We start from the raw sequence: 17958 nt of genomic DNA, 5'->3' as shown, positions 1-17958 counted from the left end.
GACAATGACCAAGAAACTCGCCGCTTTGACTCTTTCCACCGCGTTGGTGGCTCTGGCCGCCCCTGCGTTTGCCCAATCTCAGGGGGATTGGACTCTCGGTATCGGTGTGGGGTACCTGGACCCGAAATCCAACAACGGAACACTGGCCGGCCTTGGCGCCGATATCGACTCGGATACGCGCCCGATCTTCACCGCCGAGTATTTCATCCAAGACAATCTGGGGATCGAGCTTCTGGCCGCGACCCCGTTCAAACATAACGTCACCTTGGGTGGAAGCGTGGACGCTGGCAGCGTCAAGCATCTGCCGCCCACCTTGTCGCTGAACTATCACTTCCCGACCAATAGCGCCTGGAAGCCCTATGTCGGTGCCGGTCTGAACTATACCATCTTCTTTGACGAGCAATCTGCCCTTGGCAACCTCAAGGTCGATGATTCCTTCGGCGTATCGCTGCAAGCCGGTCTCGACTATATGATCACCGACAAAGGTGCAGTCCGTCTGAATGTACGCTGGTTCGACATCGACTCGGACGTCACGCTGAACGGAGCCGATATTGGCACTGCAAACATCGACCCTTGGCTGGTCGGTATTTCCTACGTTCATCGCTTCTGATCCTTTGATCGAAACGCCCCGCTGTAACCTCGTCTGCGGGGCGTCTTCACTCAGCGCATTTCGTTCATCATTTCCCGGCCGATCAGCATCCGTCGAATCTCGCTGGTGCCTGCGCCGATCTCCATCAGCTTGGCGTCCCGGAAAATCCGACTGACCGGTGCATCCGACAGAAACCCTGCCCCGCCCAGCGCCTGAACCGCCTGATGCGCCTGAACCATCGCCTGTTCGGATGCGTAAAGACAGCACGCCGCTGCGTCCTGCCGAGTGACGTCTCCTCGATCACAGGCCTTGGCCACCTCATAGACATAGGCCCGTGCCGAGTTCATCGCGGTATACATGTCGGCAATCTTGCCCTGCATCAGTTGGAAGCTGCCAATCGGTTTGCCGAATTGCTTGCGCTCGGCCAGATACGGCATCACCTCATCCAGACAGGCGGCCATGATGCCGGTTCCGATCCCGGCCAGAACCACGCGCTCATAGTCCAGACCTGACATGAGCACGGCTACGCCCTTGCCCTCTTCTCCCAATACGTTCTCGAACGGCACTTCGACATCTTCAAAGATCAGTTCAGCCGTGTTCGACCCGCGCATCCCCAACTTGTCGAAATGGGGTGAAGTCGAAAAACCCTTCATCTCTTTTTCAATCAGAAATGCAGTAATACCCTTCGATCCGGCATCGGGGTCTGTCTTGGCATAAACCACCAGTGTATCCGCGTCTGGCCCGTTTGTGATCCAGTACTTGTTGCCGTTCAGTCGGTAATGGTCGTTGCGTTTTTCCGCCCGCAGCTTCATCGACACCACGTCCGAACCTGCGGAAGGTTCCGACATCGCCAGCGCACCCACATGTTCTCCCGATACTAGGCGCGGCAGGTATTTCTGTTTCTGCTCTTCCGTACCGTTCAGCTTGATCTGGTTCACACACAGGTTGGAATGCGCCCCATAAGACAGCGAAACCGAGGCAGAAGCGCGCGCAACTTCTTCGACAGCAATTGTATGCGCCAAATAGGACATGCCCGCACCGCCGTATTCTTCTGGCACGGTGACACCCAAAAGACCAAGCTCTCCCATTTCTTTCCACAGTTCATTCGGAAAGCTGTTCTTGGCATCAATCTCAGCCGCCATCGGCTTGACACGCTCCTGCGCCCACCGATGCACCATCTCGCGCAGGGCGTTCACATCCTCACCCAGATCAAACTTCATCGTGGCCATGAACATCTGTGTCCTCCCTCCGCATTAATGAACAAGTGTTCAATAAATCTCTAACAGCGAATCTGTCTTCGGTCAATCTTTGTGAAAGCCCGGACCAAAACGCGAAACGCCGCCCAAACCGGGCGGCGCTCTCAAGGGTCGAGTGCGCGCTGAAAGCGCACTCTGTTTTGCTAGGATTGATAAACTGCGCCCACTTCGGCTCGGATGATGCGCGCGATCACTTGGCAATCCTCCAGTGAAAAGGTCAGCGGCACACGCATATCCATGATGCCTGCCAGAACACGATCACTTTCCGGCATTCGTTCGCTTTCAAAATATCTCCAGCTGTCATAGCGCGACGTGAACCCTGTTGGCTCAGCCCCGCCAAACCATTTGATCTCGACCCCACGCGCGGCGCAACGGCTGATAACGTCGGCTATCCGCTCAGGCGACCAATCCAACAGCAGGAACTGGATCGAAGACCCGACATAGGTTTCCTCTTCGGGTCGCTCGACAATCGTCAGGCCCGGAGTGCCGCGCAGCCCGGTCTCGATCTCGCGATAGCGCTCGTTCCACCGTGTCACCTGCCGGTCCAGATCCCGCAACTGAGGGCGTAGGATGGCGGCACGCAAATTGTCCATGCGACCGGACACATTGGGTGTGGTGTACTTTATCCGCTCGAACACTTCAGGTCCCGGCGCTGCCAGATGGCGTTCATACAGCATGTATGACCCCGACAGCATTGTGGCCTTGGCCGCCAGTTCCGCGTCATCAGTAACCAGCAAACCGCCCTCGCCCGAGTTCACGTGCTTATAGGTCTGGCAGGAATAACACCCGATCGCCCCCTGCCGCCCCGACAACTGACCACGCCAGGCCGCGCCCATCGTGTGTGCGCAGTCCTCGATCACGATAACGCCTGCCGCGTCACACATCTGCATCAGACGATCCATGTCACACAGATGCCCGCGCATATGGCTGAGCATCAGGACACGGGCCTGATCCAGTTTGCCCTCAAGATCCTCCAGATCGATGGTCAGGTTTTCGGTGACGCCGACAAAGATCGCCCGCGCTCCGACCGATGCAATTGATCCCGGCACCGGAGCCAGAGTGAACGCATTGGTCAGAACCGGGTCGCCCGGCTGCACACCGACGGCCCGCAACGCGGTGGCAAGCGCATAACCGCCAGAGGAAACCGCCAAGCAATACTTGGCCCCCATCTGTGCAGCAAACTCCTGTTCCAACAGGGCCGTTTCCCCCAACTCACCGGGGACCACGTTATAGCGATGCAGCCGCCCGTGACGCAGGACAGCCAGCGCTGCCTCGATTGCGTCGTCTGGAAGGGGTTCCTGCTGCGTGAAATTACCAATGAATGTTTCCGTCATGGTCTTTTTCTGGATCTCCGACAGGGTCCGGTCAAGGTTTCAGGCTGCCGCACCGATCAGATCAGGCACAAGATCGGGCAAGTCGTCAAAGTGATGCAGCAGGGCTTCGGGCTCCAGCGCTGCCATGTCCTCCCCTGACGGCCCGAAAGTCACCAAAACCGATGGGACCCCTGCCGCTCGGGCGGTATTGCGGTCGGTATCCGAATCTCCGATCAGCACGCACCAGGCTGGATCTCCCCCGGCCCGTCGCGCAGCCTCGCGCAGAGGGGCCGGGTCCGGCTTGCGCACCGGCAGCGTATCCGCACCTACCAACGAGGCAAAACGATCCCGCACTCCCATGCGCGTCAGTAACAATTCGGCCAGATGTTCCGGCTTGTTGGTGCAAATGCCGACACCGTAGCCCGCGTTACTCAGCATCTCGACGGCCTGCAACGCTCCCGGATAGAAACTTGTGTGGGTGTTGATATCTTGCGCGTAAGCCTCAAGCAGAACCGGATAATAGGCCTGAACGGTGTCCTCGTCGTAAGCTCCAACGCGTTTCAGCCCTTGGGTTAACATCATGCGCCCGCCACGCAGCGCGATGCCTGCATCCTGCCCATGGACCAGCACATCACCATGCCCCATTTCGCGGAAACAATGGTTCGCTGCCGCCAGCAAATCGCCTGATGTATCCGCCAAAGTGCCGTCCAGATCGAAGATGACGGTCCGCATGTTGCCTCCTGTTTCGGCAGGTTTTCGCCGTGTCCTGTTTCAATCGGCAATCTTGTTTGATGGCCGAACAGCTTGCGCCTTTGCCCCCAGCGGATAAAACGGTCGGCAACAAAACACAAAGAGAAAACGATTTCATGACCATTGCCCTTGTCATCCTTGCCGCCGGAAAAGGCACCAGGATGAATTCGGACCTTCCCAAAGTCCTACATCCCATCGCTCAGGCTCCGATGCTTGTTCACGCGATGCGTGCAGGGTCTGTTTTGTCGCCCGAACGCACGGTGATCGTCACCGGCCACGGGTCCGAAGCTGTAGCAAAGGTTGCTCAGGACGAAGACGAAGATGCCCGGATAGCCGTTCAGGAGGAACAATTGGGTACAGCCCATGCGGTTGGTCAGGCCCGGACAGCACTGGACGGGTTCGACGGTGATATCGTAGTTCTTTACGGCGACACCCCGTTTTTACAACCCGATACGCTGGAGCGGATGGTCGAGGCACGGTCCCGAAATGACCTGGTCATCCTTGGGTTCGAAGCGGCTGATCCGGCCCGCTATGGCCGGTTGGTCATGAATGGCGACACGTTGGAACGCATTGTCGAATTCAAAGACGCATCAGATGATGAGCGCGCCATAACATTTTGCAACTCAGGTCTTTTAGCTTGTGATGCCCGGTTGCTTTTTTCGCTGATTGACGCCGTTGAAAACAACAATGCCTCAGGCGAATACTATCTGACAGACGTAGTCGAGATCGCCCGCAACCGCGGTCTGAACGTAACCGCCGTCGCCTGTGACGAGGCCCAGACGCTGGGTGTGAACTCTCGCGCTGATGTGGCCGCCGCCGACGAGGTGTTTCAGGCACGCGCTCGGGCAGAACTGCTGGATATGGGTGTCACATTGATGGCACCGGAAACGGTATACTTGGCTGCAGACACAGTGATTGGGCGTGACACAGTAATCGAACCCAACGTGGTCTTTGGCCCCGGAGTGACCGTCGAAAGCGGCGCGACCATCCGGGCTTTCTCCCACTTGGAAGGGTGCCATGTCAGTCGCGGTGCCGTCGTCGGCCCCTACGCGCGGCTGCGTCCGGGCGCAGAATTGGCCGAAAACACGCGGATCGGCAATTTCGTTGAAATCAAGAATGCCGAAATCGCCGAAGGCGCGAAGGTCAACCACCTCAGCTATATCGGGGACGCATCAGTGGGTGCTGCGACGAATATCGGCGCGGGAACAATCACCTGCAACTATGATGGCGTGATGAAGCACAAGACCACCATTGGTGCGAATGTCTTTATCGGCTCCAGCACCATGCTCGTGGCCCCGGTCACGGTGGGCGATGGCGCAATGACAGCGACAGGCACCGTGGTGACCAAAGACGTACCGCCCGAGGCGTTGGCCGTGGCGCGCGCCAAGCAGGAAAACAAACCCGGCTACGCGCGAAAACTGTTTGATATGTTGAAGGCGAAGAAGGCTCGCCGCGATAACGAGGCCTGAGATATGTGTGGAATTGTAGGTGTCTTGGGGAAGCATGAAGCGGCCCCTATTCTGGTAGAAGCCCTGAAACGGCTGGAATATCGCGGCTATGACAGTGCCGGGATTGCAACCGTTAATGACGGTGTCCTGGGTCGTCGGCGTGCGGTCGGCAAACTTGTCAACCTCAGCGATCTGTTGGTGCATGATCCGCTGCCGGGAAAATCCGGCATTGGTCACACCCGCTGGGCCACGCATGGTGCGCCTTCCGTCAACAACGCGCACCCCCACAAAGCTGGCCCGGTGGCCGTGGTTCACAACGGGATTGTCGAAAACTACCGCGACCTGAGGGCGGAACTGGCCAAACACGGCGTGGCCTTCAAGACCGAAACCGACACGGAAACCGTCGCGCTGATGACGGAACATCACCTCAACACAGGCATGTCCCCGGTCGAGGCCGCTTTCAAGACCATCGACAAGTTGGAAGGTGCCTTCGCCCTTGCATTCCTGTTCGATGGTGAGGACGACCTGATTGTAGCCGCCCGCAAAGGATCACCTCTGGCCATCGGCCACGGGGATGGTGAGATGTATGTGGGTTCGGACGCCATTGCCCTTGCGCCGCTAACCAACCAGATCACTTATCTTGAGGAAGGCGACCGCGCGGTTCTGACCCGAACATCATTGGAAATCCGCAACGAGGCCGGTGAACTGGCCAACCGGGAAAAGCGCAAGATCAAGCTGGATCATGCGCGCGCCGACAAGGGCGAGCATAAGCATTTCATGGCCAAGGAAATCGCTGAACAGCCTATCGTTGTGGCTGAGGCCATCCGATCCTACCTGCCCACGGGCGGTGATCGCGTAGTGTTACCCGACGCCGAGCTGGATTTCAGCAAGTTGGACCGTCTGACCATGGTCGCCTGCGGTACAGCGTTTTACGCCTGCCTGACTGCGAAATACTGGTTCGAGCAACTGGCAAAGATGCCGGTCGAGGTCGATATCGCCAGCGAGTTCCGCTATCGCGAACCTCCGATCACGGGTCGCACACTGGCGCTGTTTGTCAGTCAGTCAGGCGAAACCGCCGACACCCTGGCCGCGCTGCGCTATTGCGAGGGCAAGGCGGACAAGATCGTTTCTGTCGTCAATGTCCCCGAAAGTTCGATTGCTCGGGAAAGCGATATCGCCCTGCCGATCCATGCTGGCGTTGAAATCGGTGTGGCTTCGACCAAAGCCTTCACCTGTCAACTAAGTGTTCTACTGATGCTGGCGCTCAAGGCAGCGGCCGACCGCGGCACTCTGACCGATGAGGAGATTGCCGATCATGCCGCTGCGCTGCGCGGATTGCCGACCGTGCTGAACACGGCATTGGATCAGAACCGGGCGATCCGCAAAGCAGCCCAACGCCTGTCCGAGGCGCGCGACGTTCTGTTCCTGGGCCGTGGCCTGATGTATCCTCTGGCAATGGAAGGGGCGCTGAAGCTCAAGGAAATCAGCTATATCCACGCCGAAGGATATGCATCGGGCGAGTTGAAACACGGACCCATCGCCCTGATCGACAAGCATATGCCTGTTGTCGTCATGGCACCCCGCGACACCGTGTTCGACAAGACCGTGTCGAACATGCAGGAAGTGATGGCGCGCAAGGGCAAAGTGATCCTTGTGTCTGATGATGATGGAATTGACGAGGCCGGAGACGGCGTCTGGAGCACAATCCGGATGCCTCATATTCACACCAGTCTTGCGCCGATCCTTTATTCGGTTCCCGCACAGTTGCTGGCATACCACACGGCTGTAGCCAAAGGGACGGATGTAGACCAGCCGCGCAATCTGGCAAAATCAGTGACGGTAGAGTGACCCATGTCCAAACAGTTTTCCCAGCTTGATGACGCGCATCAAAAGTTCATCGAAGATCAGCATATGTTCTTCGTCGGCACTGCCGGGACCGAGGGAAAGGTCAATATCTCGCCCAAAGGTATGGACTCGCTGCGGGTGCTGGGACCAAACCGCATCGTCTGGATGAACTTGACTGGCAGCGGAAACGAGACGGCGGGGCATCTGATGCAAGTCAACAGGATGACACTGATGTGGTGCTCCTTCACCAAACGCCCGCTGATCCTGCGCACATATGGCACTGCCCGCACTCTGCACGTCGGAGATGAGGGCTGGGATGAACTGGCCAATCTTTTCCCCAACCACCGCAGCGCCCGGCAGATCTACGACCAGTCGATCGAAATGGTTCAGACCTCCTGCGGGTATGCAGTGCCGTTCATGGCATTCCAGTCCGACCGCGACACGATGCAGAAATGGGTCGATGGCAAAACGGACGGCGACATCCGGTCTTATTGGGCTGAAAAGAACAGCCAGACGATAGACGGCGAACCAACAGGCGTTCCGGTCTGACCCCGATGCTGACCACTTTTCTTGATCAGATCAATGCCCATGCCGACCCCGAACGTGCGGGTCAGATGGCCAGTTATCACAAGGCGGATCGCGTCTATCTTGGCGTCGCCAACCCGGTTCTCAACGATCTGACCAAAGCATGGCGGCAAGAGCTGGATGTGAATAAACGCGTCGCGCTGGCCAAGGCGCTGTGGCAAACCGATATCCACGAAGCGCGCCTTGCCGCGGCCAAGCTTCTGACCCAGGCCCGCATCCGGCCCGACGATCAGGTTTGGGACCTGCTTCAAAGCTGGCTACCGGATTTTGACGCCTGGGCCGTCGCCGATCATGCCTGCATGGCGATGCAAAAACGACTGATGGCCGACCCCGAGAGACTGATTGTCGTCGAACAGTGGACTCAGTCCGATCACATGTGGACCCGGCGCGCGGCCCTTGTCGCAACACTGCCCTGGACCAAACAGAACCACCCCAAGCCCGAAGACCTGCAACGTCGCGACTGTATCCTCGGCTGGGCCGCCGGATATGTCCCTGACCGCGACTGGTTTATTCAGAAATCAATCGCCTGGTGGCTCCGGGAACTGTCCAAACCCGACCCCGAACGTGTGATCGCGTTTCTGGACAAACACGGTGATGCCATGAAACCGTTCGCCCGACGCGAAGCAGCCAAATACCTGAAAAGTCAGTCGGCATAGACCGCGACTTCGACCAGTTCGTCTAATGGCACCAGAAGGGCCCGCATGGCATCCAGCGACAAGCGGCTGCCGCTACTTTCCGGGCCTGCGGCAGGAACCAGGGTGATATAGGCCTGCGCGCCGGTTCTGGGCACAACAACTCGCGCCGTTACCTCGCTATCGACCAGCGGCGTCTGCATCCAGCGCCCTGGTGTGGTCGGATCACCAAGCCCGGCAATGGTTGTTTTGGCCCCGACCCAACTGGGGCGTGCCGCAACCGGCTCGGGCTGAAGAACCTCCTCAGCGACAACTGGCGCAGTTTCAACGTCCGATACGGCCGCAGCCGCCTCATCCCCCGACCCGAACACACGTTCCGTCGTTGCCCGGACAGAATCGCACCCGGTCAAAACAACGCATAGAAAAACAAATACCTTTTTCATGCCCGGAAACTACAACCCCATGCGGGTGTGATCCAGTGCAAAGCGCAGTTCGCACTTGTCGCAGGCTGGTTACAGCTTTACCTATGTCGCATGTCTGCTCCGCTCATCGACCCGTTTGCTCGCGCCATCACGTATCTCCGCGTCTCCGTTACGGACCGCTGTGATTTTCGCTGTGTCTACTGCATGTCCGAAAACATGACTTTTCTGCCCAAGAAAGACCTTCTTACGCTGGAAGAGCTGGATCGCATGTGCTCGACCTTTGTGAGAATGGGCGTCGAGAAACTGCGCATTACCGGCGGTGAGCCATTGGTTCGTCGCAATATCATGACCTTCTTCAACGCCATGACCCGCCACTTGGAAAGCGGTGCGTTGAAAGAGCTGACGCTCACGACAAACGGTTCGCAGTTGCATCGCTTTGCCGAAGATCTTTATGCCGCCGGTGTGCGCCGTGTGAATGTTTCCCTGGATACGCTGGATGACGACAAATTTGCAAAAGTCACGCGCTGGGGCCGCCTCAAACAGGTACTGAACGGCATCGACGCGGCGCAAAAGGCCGGGCTGCGGATCAAGATCAATGCTGTTGCGCTCAAGGGATTCAACGAACCCGAACTGCCGAAGATCACCGAATGGTGCGCCGAGCGCGACATGGACCTGACCTGGATCGAGGTCATGCCGATGGGCGATATCGGCAACGAGGATCGACTGGATCAATACTGGTCTCTCAAGGATGTGCGCAAAGAGTACGAAAACCATTACACGATCACTGATCTGGCCGAACGCACAGGCGGACCGGCCCGCTATATCAGGCTGGAAGAAACCGGTCAGAAGATCGGCTTCATCACGCCCCTGTCCCACAATTTCTGCGAAAGCTGCAACCGCGTACGCCTGACCTGCACCGGCGAGCTTTATATGTGTCTGGGGCAGGAGGACATGGCGGATCTGCGGGGCGCATTGCGGGATCACCCCGATACCGAACAGCCGCTTGAAGATGCCATCCGTGCGGCGATTAACCTGAAGCCAAAAGGTCATGACTTCGACTATTCTCGCCAGTCCGTTGATGGTCGGATGAGCCGCCATATGAGCCATACAGGCGGCTGATATATGCCGGATCACCAAGACCGCCCCACAGCACTGTACCACCTGTACTGCGCCCTGATTTCTCTGGCCGCACCTCTGGTCTGGAGAACCGTCCGAAAGAAACTTGAGGCTGCCGGTGTACCAGCCAATCGCCAACAGGAGCGTCTTGGCCATGCCAGTATGCCCCGCCCCGCAGGGCAGTTGATCTGGTTCCACGCCGCCAGTGTCGGCGAAAGCCTGTCAGTCCTCACTCTGATCAATCGGCTGGCCGACCGCCTTCCCAAAACCGAGTTTCTGATCACCTCAGGAACGCCAACCTCAGCGGCCCTGATCGAAAAGCGACTGCCGCCTCGCACCCGACACCAGTACCCACCGCTTGACACAGCCGGCCCGGTTCAACGCTTTCTGGACCATTGGCAACCCGATGCCGGGATCTTCGTCGAAAGCGAGATCTGGCCGCGGCTGATTGTCGAAAGCGCGGGGCGCGACATTCCGCTGGCTCTGCTGAATGCTCGATTGTCGGACAAATCTGTCGCCGGATGGAAGAAGCGCCCTAAAACAGCAAGGTTTGTCCTGAATAAATTTCGCCTGCTCTTAACGCAAAACAACAAAACAGCAGCCAACCTGATTGCCATGGGTGCCCCAGCCCAACGGGTGCAGCCCGGCACCAACCTCAAGGCCATGTCCGATCCTCTACCTGTGGACCAGAGCACGCTGGACGACATTCGTGCGCAAATAGCCGCCAGACCTGTCTGGATCGCCAGTTCCACCCATGCCGGAGAAGAGGACAGCGTTCTGACAGCCCACAAGGCGTTATTGCAACATTGGCCCGACCTTCTGCTGCTACTGATCCCACGCCACCCCGAACGACGCGGCGAGGTTGCAGAACTTCTGAACAACGCCGGGCTCATGGCATCCTTCCGGTCAAAAAATGCACCGATCACAGATACGACGCACGTGTATGTTGCCGACACGCTGGGCGAAACCGGAACCTGGTACGCGCTTTGCCCGATCGTGTTCCTTGGGGGCTCACTGAAAGAGATTGGCGGACACAACCCGTTTGAACCGGCACAGGCTGGGGCCGCCGTGGTCACCGGCCCAGGGTATTTCAACTTCGCAGAAACGTTTGCCCCGCTGATCGACGCCAAGGGCGCTGTCGAGGTCCAAACATCCACTGACCTCTCTGAGGCCGTTTCACATTGGCTGTCGGATCAAAATGCCCTTCAAGCCGCCAGAACGGCTGCACAATCCTGCGTCAATACGCAGTCGACCGCCTTGGATGCCGTCGTCGAAACCCTCTGCACGGTGCTTGATCTGCAAGCAAAGGATCCCGCTTCATCTGGCTAGAAATATCCCCGGGGGTGTGGGGGCAGAGCCCCCACCCTCACCATCAGGCGGCTGGCATCCGCTGTTCAACAATCTCTGCCCACCAGCTGCATCCGGCCGGAATGGCTTCGTCGTTGAAATTGTATTCCGGGTGATGAACCATTGCGGTGTCACCGTTGCCCACAAGAATATAGGCGCCTGGGCGCTCTTCCAGCATGAAGGCAAAATCTTCGCCCCCCATGACCAACGGTGCCTCGTCGCAATCACCGGACACCGACCGGGCCACATCCGCCGCAAACTCTGTTTGCTCGTCGCTGTTCACCATTACCGGGTACCCGCGAATGTAAGTCACGTCAGCGGTGCCGCCAAACGTGGCCGCTACACCGTTGCAAATCTCGTTGATCCGCTTTTCAGCCAGATCCCGCATGCCCTTGCTCATTGTGCGCACGGTGCCTTTGATCTGCACGGTCTGAGGGATCACATTGAATGCCTTGGATGACGTCTCGAACGACGTCACAGACACCACGACCTGGTCTATTGGGTCGGCATTGCGCGAAGAAATCGTTTGCAACGTAAGGACTGCCTGTGCTGCCAGAACTGTAGTATCCACAGTCTCATGCGGCTTGGCGGCATGTCCGCCGCGACCCTCAAAGGTGACATCGAACTGATCAGTTGCCGCAAAGAACGAACCCGGCCGGATTGCGAACTTGCCAACAGGCTGCCCCGGCCAATTATGCATGCCGTAGACTTCCTGAATGTTCCAGCGGTCCATCATTCCGTCTTCGCACATTTCGCGGCCCCCGCCGCCACCTTCCTCAGCAGGTTGGAAGATCACGACAACAGTGCCGTCAAAGTTGCGGGTTTCCGACAGGTACTTTGCCGCCCCCAGCAACATCGCGGTGTGCCCGTCATGGCCACAAGCATGCATCGCACCCGGCGTTTTCGAGGCATAGTCCAACCCCGTTGCCTCATGTATCGGCAAAGCATCCATATCTGCGCGCAGGCCGATCACCTTTCCCTTGCTGTCCGACTTGCCTTTGATCACCCCGACAACACCGGTACGTCCGATACCGGTCACAACCTCATCGCAGCCGAACTCCTTCAGCTTCTCGGCCACCTTCGCGCTGGTGCGGTGGGTTTCGAACAGGATCTCGGGATTTTCGTGCAGATCCCTTCGCCATTCCGTGATTTCATTCTGCAATTCGGCAAAGCGGTTCTTGACTGGCATGTCTTTTCTCTCTCCTGATTCAGGTCAAGCCGCTGGCATCCGGCGCTCGACCATTTCCGCAAACCACGAGCACCCAATGGGGATGATCTCGTCATTGAAATTGTATTCGGGGTGGTGCAGCCCAGCACTGTCACCGTTGCCCAAAACGATGAATGCCCCGGGCCTCTCTTCCAGCATGAACGAGAAATCCTCGCCCCCCATCACCATCGGCGCTTCAATGCAACTGCCCCCAACCGACACCGCGGCCTCTGCTGCATATCCCGTCTGAGCTTCGGCATTGATCGTCACCGGAACACCGCGTTTATAGGTGACGTTCACAGACCCGCCAAATGTTGCAGAGATCCCTTCCGAGACTTCCTTCAGCCGTTGTTCGATCAGGTCGCGCAACTCGTTGGAATGGGTCCGAACAGTGCCGCGGATCCGTGCTGATTGCGGGATCACGTTGAACGCTTTCGAGGACGTCTCGACCGAGGTCACAGACAGCACGGCCTGCAAAATCGGATTCGCATTGCGCGACACAATCGTCTGCAACGCCACGATCAGCTGCGACAGCATCACCGTTGTATCAATCGTCTGATGAGGTTTTGCCGCGTGGCCGCCGCGCCCTTCAAGATGGATGTCAAACTCATCCGCTGCCGCCAGCAACGGCCCCGAACGAATGGCAAACTGCCCGGCAGGAATACCCGGCACATTGTGCATCGCATAGACTTCCTGAATGCCGAACCGATCCATCAGACCGTCCTTGCACATGGCCTCGGCACCATTTCCACCCTCTTCGGCAGGCTGAAAGATCACGATTGCCGTGCCATCAAAATTGCGGGTTTCCGCCAGATACTTGGCGGCCCCCAAAACCATCGCCGTATGGCCGTCATGACCACAGGCATGCATCGCATTCGGTATTTCCGAGGCATAGTCCAACCCGGTCTGTTCCTGCATCGGCAGGGCGTCCATATCGGCGCGCAAGCCAATCACACGGCCCCGTGTGTCGCTTTTGCCGCGAATGACGCCAACGACTCCGGTACGACCGATGCCAGTCACGACGTCGTCGCAACCAAACTCGTTCAGCTTTTCCGCAACCAGCGCACTGGTGCGGTGAGTGTCGTACAGAATTTCCGGGTGTTGGTGAATGTCACGCCGCCAACCGGTGATCTCATTATGCATCTCTGCGAGACGGTTCTTGATCGGCATGTCATTCTCCCTGTTTCATACGACAGGCAATCGTCGTTCCACAAGCTCGGCAAACCAGCTGCAACCGGCGGGGATCGCGTCGTCGTCAAAGTTGTATTGCGGGTGGTGGCACATGGCCGTATCCCCGTTCCCGATAAAGATGTACGCGCCGGGGCGTTCTTCAAGCATATAGGCAAAATCTTCGGACGGCATGATAGGGTCCGTGCTGTCGTTGACCTTGCCCGCAACCGCAGCTGCCGCCTCGGCCGCATAGCCCGTTTCGGCCTCGGAATTCACTGTCACCGGATATCCGGGTGTCCAGATAACCTCCGCCTTCGCGCCAAAGGCCGAGGCTGTATCCTCGGCAATCCGGCGCACGCGTTCTTCGGTGATTGTACGATACTCGGGGTCAAGTGTCCGCACGGTTCCCTGCAAACGCACCGTATGAGCGATCACGTTCGACGCAACGCTATCCGTCACAAACGTCCCAACGGTAAGGACAACTCGCTTGATCGGGTCAACGGTCCGGGACACCACCGATTGCAAGGCAACAACGATATGCGAGGCTACCAGAGTTGTATCCACCGCCTCGTGCGGTGCAGCGGCGTGTCCGCCCTTGCCAGTGACCGTGATTTCAAACTCATCGGACGAGGCCAGCAACGCGCCGGGGCGAATTGCGAACTCGCCCACCGGAAGACCGGGCATATTGTGCATGCCATAGACCTCGTGAATGCCCCAGCGGTCCATCAGCCCGTCCTGACACATGGCCAGACCGCCGGCCCCGCCTTCCTCGGCGGGCTGGAAGATCAGAACCACAGTGCCATCGAAATTGCGCGTCTCGGAAAGGTACTGCGCGGCCCCAAGCAGCATCGAAGTGTGCCCGTCATGTCCGCAGGCGTGCATCTTGCCCGACACGGTCGAGGCATAGTCCAGCCCTGTCGCCTCTTCAATCGGAAGCGCGTCCATGTCTGCACGCAGGCCGATGACGCGCCCCTGTGTATCCGTGCGCCCTTTGATCACCCCGACAACGCCCGTTTTGCCAACGCCCGGAGTGATCTCGTCCACTCCGAATTCTTTCAGACGGGCAGCGACAAACGCCGCAGTTTCATGGACGTCATACATCAGCTCCGGATGGGCGTGCAGGTGGCGACGCCATTCGGTGATCTCGCCATGCATTTCCGCAAGTCTGTTTTTCACGGGCATCTCAAGACCTTTCTCTCAACCGCTGGCACCGTATTACACCGGGCTAGACGCATAGTTTTTCAACCAATCGCTGCATGAATTTATGACCGGCTTCGAATTGTTCAATCGTAATGAACTCATTCGGCTGATGGGCCTGCGCTATGTCTCCGGGTCCGCATATCACGGCAGAATACCCGGCCTCCTGAAACTGACCTGCCTCGGTCCCGTAACTGACCACATGGCTTGCGTTGTCTCCGGTCAGGGCGCGTACCAGTGCTTCGGCTTCACCATCCTCTTCCGGGATCAACCCCGGAATCGCGAAGTTTTCAGTCAGTTCGATGCGGGTATCCGGGTGAACGGCCTGCATCTGAGCCTCAATGTGCCGAACCTGTTCGAAATAGGCATCGCGCCATTGGGCCTGAGTTTCATCGGGCACAGTCCGGAAATCCATCATGAACCGGCAGTCTTTGGCGGTAATGTTATGGGCTGTTCCGCCTTCAATCATACCGACGTGGCAGGTTGTCCAGGGTGGATCGAACACGGCAGCAACGGTACTGGGTTGCGCCGCCATGTTTCGCGCGTTCTGTTGGTTGGCCCAGTCGATCAGTGGGGCCGCCGCCATGATGGCGTTGACGCCTGTGTGCATGATCGAGCTGTGAACTTCGAACCCGACGATATGAGTGTCAAAGCCGAATCCGCCCTTGTGACCCGTCACCGCCTGCATCATCGATGGCTCGCCCACAACCACCGCTGAGCCTTTGGGGAGAACGCCCTGCATCGCCTCGATCATCGGCGGCGCCCCGGTACACCCGACTTCCTCATCAAAACTCAGCGCAAGTTGGAGCGGTCGTTTCACACGTGCGTAATGCGCCTCGACCAGCGTCCAGATGGCAAGCGCATCAAATCCCTTCATGTCGCAGGTGCCGCGCCCGATATATTTGCCGTCCTTCTGGGTCACGGTGAAGGGGTCGGTGTCCCAGGGTTGCCCGTCAACCGGTACTACATCCGTGTGCCCGGACAGCACAACTGAGCCTTCTTCCAAAGGGCCGACATGCGCAAAGATCGCCGCCTTATGCGGCTGATTCGGATCAGCCCAGCGGTGCGACGTGATCCCATGGCTTTGCAGGTATTCGTCCACCCAGTCGACCAACGGCAGGTTGGTGTCACGACTCACGGTTGGAAATGAGATCAGCTTGGTCATGATCTCAAGCGGCGTCAGGCGCTTGCCCATCGGGTCAGTACCCACTGTCTGTGGTCAGGATAAAGTGACCCGGTTCAACCTCGTGATATTGAGAGGGTTCCGGCTTGAAATCGACAGGGTGGATTGGTGACGGGATCGGTTTGAAGTTCAGGTCTTTTTCAGTCTTTCGCTTGTTCGGGTCAGCAATTGGAACTGCCTTCATCAACGCCTGCGTATAGGGGTGTTGTGGGTTTTCAAACACACGCGCACGCGGGCCCAGTTCCACGATGCGACCCAGATACATAACGCCGACATAGTGGCTGACACGTTCAACCACGGCCATGTCATGGCTGATGAACAGATAAGACAGTCCCAAATCGGATTGCAGTTCCATCATCAAGTTCAGAACCTGTGCCTGAACCGACACGTCGAGGGCCGAGACCGCCTCATCCGCGATGATCAGCTTGGGGTTCAGGGCCAGTGCGCGGGCAATCGCGATCCGCTGACGCTGCCCACCGGACATTTCATGCGGGAAACGACGCATGAAGCTGCGCGGCAGCTGCACTTTGTCGAACAATTGTGCTACGCGGTCCTGCAACTCGGATCCCGACGCCACGCCATAGTTGCGCATCGGCTCGGCGACCTGATCGACCAGCTGCATCTGTGGGTTCAGTGAGGCGAACGGGTCCTGAAAGATCATCTGCATGTCCAGCCGCGCCTTGCGCAGGCCGGACGGGTCCAGCTTCATGATATCGACACCGTCCAGATTGACCTCACCCGCCATCGGCTCGACCAGCCGCAGGATCGAACGCCCGGCCGAGGACTTGCCGCACCCGGATTCGCCCACAAGGCTGAGCGTCTGACCTTTGTTCAGTGTGAATGACACATCCTCGACCGCATGAACGTTCGAGATCGTGCGCCGCAGAAGACCACCTTTGACCGGAAACCGCGTGGTCAGGTTCTTTACCGTCAACAAAACTTCTTCGGTTCCGGGGATGGGTGCAATTTTCTGCCCCTCGACACCCAGCAACTTCATCGGTTCGGGCGCCGACTTACCCTGCATTTCACCCAGCTTCGGCACTGCGGCCAAAAGCGCCTTGGTGTAATCATGCTGCGGGTTTTCAAAGATTTCCCTGACGGTCCCCTCTTCGACCTTGTTGCCGCGATACATGACGACAACACGGTCAGCCATCTGCGCCACAACCGCCATGTCATGGGTGATGAACATTACCGCCGTACCGGTTTCACGCTTGAGGCGATCCATCAGGGCCAGGATCTCGGCCTGAATAGTCACGTCTAGCGCCGTGGTGGGTTCATCCGCGATCAGCAAGCGGGGTTCGCAGGCCATCGCCATTGCGATGACGACACGTTGGCGCATCCCGCCCGACAGCTCATGCGGGTACTGTTTCAAACGACGCTCGGGCTCGGGGATACGAACCTGGCGCAGCAACTCAAGTGCCCGGTCCTCAGCCTGTGACTTCGACATCTGCTTGTGGATGCGCAGACCTTCGGTCAACTGGCGACCAACGGTAAAAACTGGGTTCAGCGCCGTCATCGGCTCCTGAAAAATCATCCCGATCTCGTTGCCGCGAATCTGTTTCATCAGATCCGGATCGGCTTTGGACAGGTCCATTTCGCCCCCATCGCGGCGATCGAACAGAAGTTCACCACCCGCGATTTCGCCGCCTCCAAACTCGACCAGCCGCATCAGCGACAGCGACGACACCGATTTCCCCGAGCCCGATTCGCCAACGATACAAACGGTTTCACCCGGTTTGATCTCGAACGAGACATCCTCAACACCGACAACGGGGCCATCCTTCGTCTGAAACTCCACCCGCAGTTCTTTAATCTGTGCAATAGGCTGATCCAGCACGCGCGCGCTCCCTTGACGACGGTATTCTTTTTCTGAATTCCGAACGCTAAGGCGGGCCGCC

General features: G+C 58.1%; 16 protein-coding genes. 7 read left to right on the top strand and 9 right to left on the bottom strand.

Annotated features, from left to right (window positions below):
- Window positions 1-4 precede the first annotated feature (4 nt).
- Entirely contained in the window at window positions 5-610 is a 606-nt protein-coding gene (locus tag ACR3FC_RS14740; RefSeq protein WP_480476932.1) for an OmpW/AlkL family protein, read from the top strand.
- A gap of 50 nt (window positions 611-660) precedes the next feature.
- Here ACR3FC_RS14740 and ACR3FC_RS14735 read toward each other — a convergent pair whose 3' ends face one another.
- The 3 genes from ACR3FC_RS14735 to ACR3FC_RS14725 form a co-directional block, all read right to left on the bottom strand.
- Window positions 661-1824, bottom strand: coding sequence for an isovaleryl-CoA dehydrogenase (locus ACR3FC_RS14735; protein ID WP_267362877.1), 1164 nt, complete (start codon window positions 1822-1824; stop codon window positions 661-663).
- A 164-nt stretch (window positions 1825-1988) separates the two neighbouring features.
- On the bottom strand, window positions 1989-3179 hold the full coding sequence (locus ACR3FC_RS14730; protein ID WP_480476061.1) for a DegT/DnrJ/EryC1/StrS family aminotransferase: 1191 nt from the start codon (window positions 3177-3179) through the stop codon (window positions 1989-1991).
- 39 nt (window positions 3180-3218) lie between these two features.
- Window positions 3219-3890, bottom strand: coding sequence for an HAD-IA family hydrolase (locus ACR3FC_RS14725; protein ID WP_480476059.1), 672 nt, complete (start codon window positions 3888-3890; stop codon window positions 3219-3221).
- 134 nt (window positions 3891-4024) lie between these two features.
- On the opposite strand from ACR3FC_RS14725, the gene glmU reads away from it, so the two are divergent.
- The 4 genes from glmU to ACR3FC_RS14705 are packed head-to-tail and all read left to right on the top strand — an operon-like array spanning window position 4025 to window position 8442.
- Window positions 4025-5377 (top strand): bifunctional UDP-N-acetylglucosamine diphosphorylase/glucosamine-1-phosphate N-acetyltransferase GlmU, encoded by a 1353-nt coding sequence (gene glmU, locus ACR3FC_RS14720; RefSeq protein ID WP_480476057.1) that lies wholly within the window; start codon window positions 4025-4027, stop codon window positions 5375-5377.
- A gap of 3 nt (window positions 5378-5380) precedes the next feature.
- On the top strand, window positions 5381-7204 hold the full coding sequence (glmS, locus tag ACR3FC_RS14715) for a glutamine--fructose-6-phosphate transaminase (isomerizing) (RefSeq protein WP_480476055.1): 1824 nt from the start codon (window positions 5381-5383) through the stop codon (window positions 7202-7204).
- Between the two features lie 3 nt (window positions 7205-7207).
- Complete coding sequence (locus ACR3FC_RS14710; protein WP_480476053.1) at window positions 7208-7750, top strand: pyridoxamine 5'-phosphate oxidase family protein; 543 nt, start codon at window positions 7208-7210, stop codon at window positions 7748-7750.
- A gap of 5 nt (window positions 7751-7755) precedes the next feature.
- Window positions 7756-8442 (top strand): DNA alkylation repair protein, encoded by a 687-nt coding sequence (locus ACR3FC_RS14705; RefSeq protein ID WP_480476051.1) that lies wholly within the window; start codon window positions 7756-7758, stop codon window positions 8440-8442.
- Here ACR3FC_RS14705 and ACR3FC_RS14700 read toward each other — a convergent pair.
- Window positions 8430-8861, bottom strand: coding sequence for a hypothetical protein (locus ACR3FC_RS14700; RefSeq protein ID WP_480476049.1), 432 nt, complete (start codon window positions 8859-8861; stop codon window positions 8430-8432). The two genes, ACR3FC_RS14705 and ACR3FC_RS14700, sit on opposite strands and share 13 nt — an antisense overlap.
- A gap of 90 nt (window positions 8862-8951) precedes the next feature.
- On the opposite strand from ACR3FC_RS14700, the gene moaA reads away from it, so the two are divergent.
- Both moaA and ACR3FC_RS14690 read left to right on the top strand, forming a co-directional pair.
- Window positions 8952-9959 (top strand): GTP 3',8-cyclase MoaA, encoded by a 1008-nt coding sequence (moaA, locus tag ACR3FC_RS14695; RefSeq protein ID WP_480476047.1) that lies wholly within the window; start codon window positions 8952-8954, stop codon window positions 9957-9959.
- 3 nt (window positions 9960-9962) lie between these two features.
- Window positions 9963-11285 carry a 3-deoxy-D-manno-octulosonic acid transferase gene (locus ACR3FC_RS14690; RefSeq protein ID WP_480476045.1) on the top strand — a complete coding sequence of 441 codons (1323 nt, stop codon included), beginning with the start codon at window positions 9963-9965 and terminating at the stop codon, window positions 11283-11285.
- 43 nt (window positions 11286-11328) lie between these two features.
- Here ACR3FC_RS14690 and ACR3FC_RS14685 read toward each other — a convergent pair whose 3' ends face one another.
- From ACR3FC_RS14685 to ACR3FC_RS14665, 5 genes are read right to left on the bottom strand one after another with little or no spacing between them, the layout of a single operon-like run.
- Window positions 11329-12492 carry a M20 aminoacylase family protein gene (locus ACR3FC_RS14685; protein WP_480476043.1) on the bottom strand — a complete coding sequence of 388 codons (1164 nt, stop codon included), beginning with the start codon at window positions 12490-12492 and terminating at the stop codon, window positions 11329-11331.
- A 24-nt stretch (window positions 12493-12516) separates the two neighbouring features.
- Window positions 12517-13680, bottom strand: a complete 1164-nt coding sequence (locus ACR3FC_RS14680) for a M20 aminoacylase family protein (protein WP_480476041.1) — start codon at window positions 13678-13680, stop codon at window positions 12517-12519.
- A gap of 15 nt (window positions 13681-13695) precedes the next feature.
- Window positions 13696-14862 carry a M20 aminoacylase family protein gene (locus ACR3FC_RS14675; RefSeq protein ID WP_480476039.1) on the bottom strand — a complete coding sequence of 389 codons (1167 nt, stop codon included), beginning with the start codon at window positions 14860-14862 and terminating at the stop codon, window positions 13696-13698.
- Window positions 14863-14905: 43 nt separating this feature from the next.
- Window positions 14906-16072 (bottom strand): acetylornithine deacetylase, encoded by a 1167-nt coding sequence (argE, locus tag ACR3FC_RS14670; protein ID WP_480476037.1) that lies wholly within the window; start codon window positions 16070-16072, stop codon window positions 14906-14908.
- Between the two features lie 4 nt (window positions 16073-16076).
- On the bottom strand, window positions 16077-17897 hold the full coding sequence (locus ACR3FC_RS14665) for an ABC transporter ATP-binding protein (RefSeq protein ID WP_480476035.1): 1821 nt from the start codon (window positions 17895-17897) through the stop codon (window positions 16077-16079).
- Window positions 17898-17958 lie beyond the last annotated feature (61 nt).

This window comes from Ruegeria sp. AF3 (assembly GCF_056536285.1).
The sequence above is the reverse complement of the archived record's forward strand: the minus strand, read 5'-3'. Positions and strand labels throughout refer to the sequence as shown.

Bases quoted from the DNA above. Each gene is read 5' to 3' on its own strand.
- ACR3FC_RS14740 (WP_480476932.1), top strand. From the start codon at position 5: ATGACCAAGAAACTCGCCGCTTTGACTCTTTCCACCGCGTTGGTGGCT.
- ACR3FC_RS14735 (WP_267362877.1), bottom strand. From the start codon at position 1,824: ATGTTCATGGCCACGATGAAGTTTGATCTGGGTGAGGATGTGAACGCC.
- ACR3FC_RS14730 (WP_480476061.1), bottom strand. From the start codon at position 3,179: ATGACGGAAACATTCATTGGTAATTTCACGCAGCAGGAACCCCTTCCA.
- ACR3FC_RS14725 (WP_480476059.1), bottom strand. From the start codon at position 3,890: ATGCGGACCGTCATCTTCGATCTGGACGGCACTTTGGCGGATACATCA.
- glmU (WP_480476057.1), top strand. From the start codon at position 4,025: ATGACCATTGCCCTTGTCATCCTTGCCGCCGGAAAAGGCACCAGGATG.
- glmS (WP_480476055.1), top strand. From the start codon at position 5,381: ATGTGTGGAATTGTAGGTGTCTTGGGGAAGCATGAAGCGGCCCCTATT.
- ACR3FC_RS14710 (WP_480476053.1), top strand. From the start codon at position 7,208: ATGTCCAAACAGTTTTCCCAGCTTGATGACGCGCATCAAAAGTTCATC.
- ACR3FC_RS14705 (WP_480476051.1), top strand. From the start codon at position 7,756: ATGCTGACCACTTTTCTTGATCAGATCAATGCCCATGCCGACCCCGAA.
- ACR3FC_RS14700 (WP_480476049.1), bottom strand. From the start codon at position 8,861: ATGAAAAAGGTATTTGTTTTTCTATGCGTTGTTTTGACCGGGTGCGAT.
- moaA (WP_480476047.1), top strand. From the start codon at position 8,952: ATGTCTGCTCCGCTCATCGACCCGTTTGCTCGCGCCATCACGTATCTC.
- ACR3FC_RS14690 (WP_480476045.1), top strand. From the start codon at position 9,963: ATGCCGGATCACCAAGACCGCCCCACAGCACTGTACCACCTGTACTGC.
- ACR3FC_RS14685 (WP_480476043.1), bottom strand. From the start codon at position 12,492: ATGCCAGTCAAGAACCGCTTTGCCGAATTGCAGAATGAAATCACGGAA.
- ACR3FC_RS14680 (WP_480476041.1), bottom strand. From the start codon at position 13,680: ATGCCGATCAAGAACCGTCTCGCAGAGATGCATAATGAGATCACCGGT.
- ACR3FC_RS14675 (WP_480476039.1), bottom strand. From the start codon at position 14,862: ATGCCCGTGAAAAACAGACTTGCGGAAATGCATGGCGAGATCACCGAA.
- argE (WP_480476037.1), bottom strand. From the start codon at position 16,072: ATGGGCAAGCGCCTGACGCCGCTTGAGATCATGACCAAGCTGATCTCA.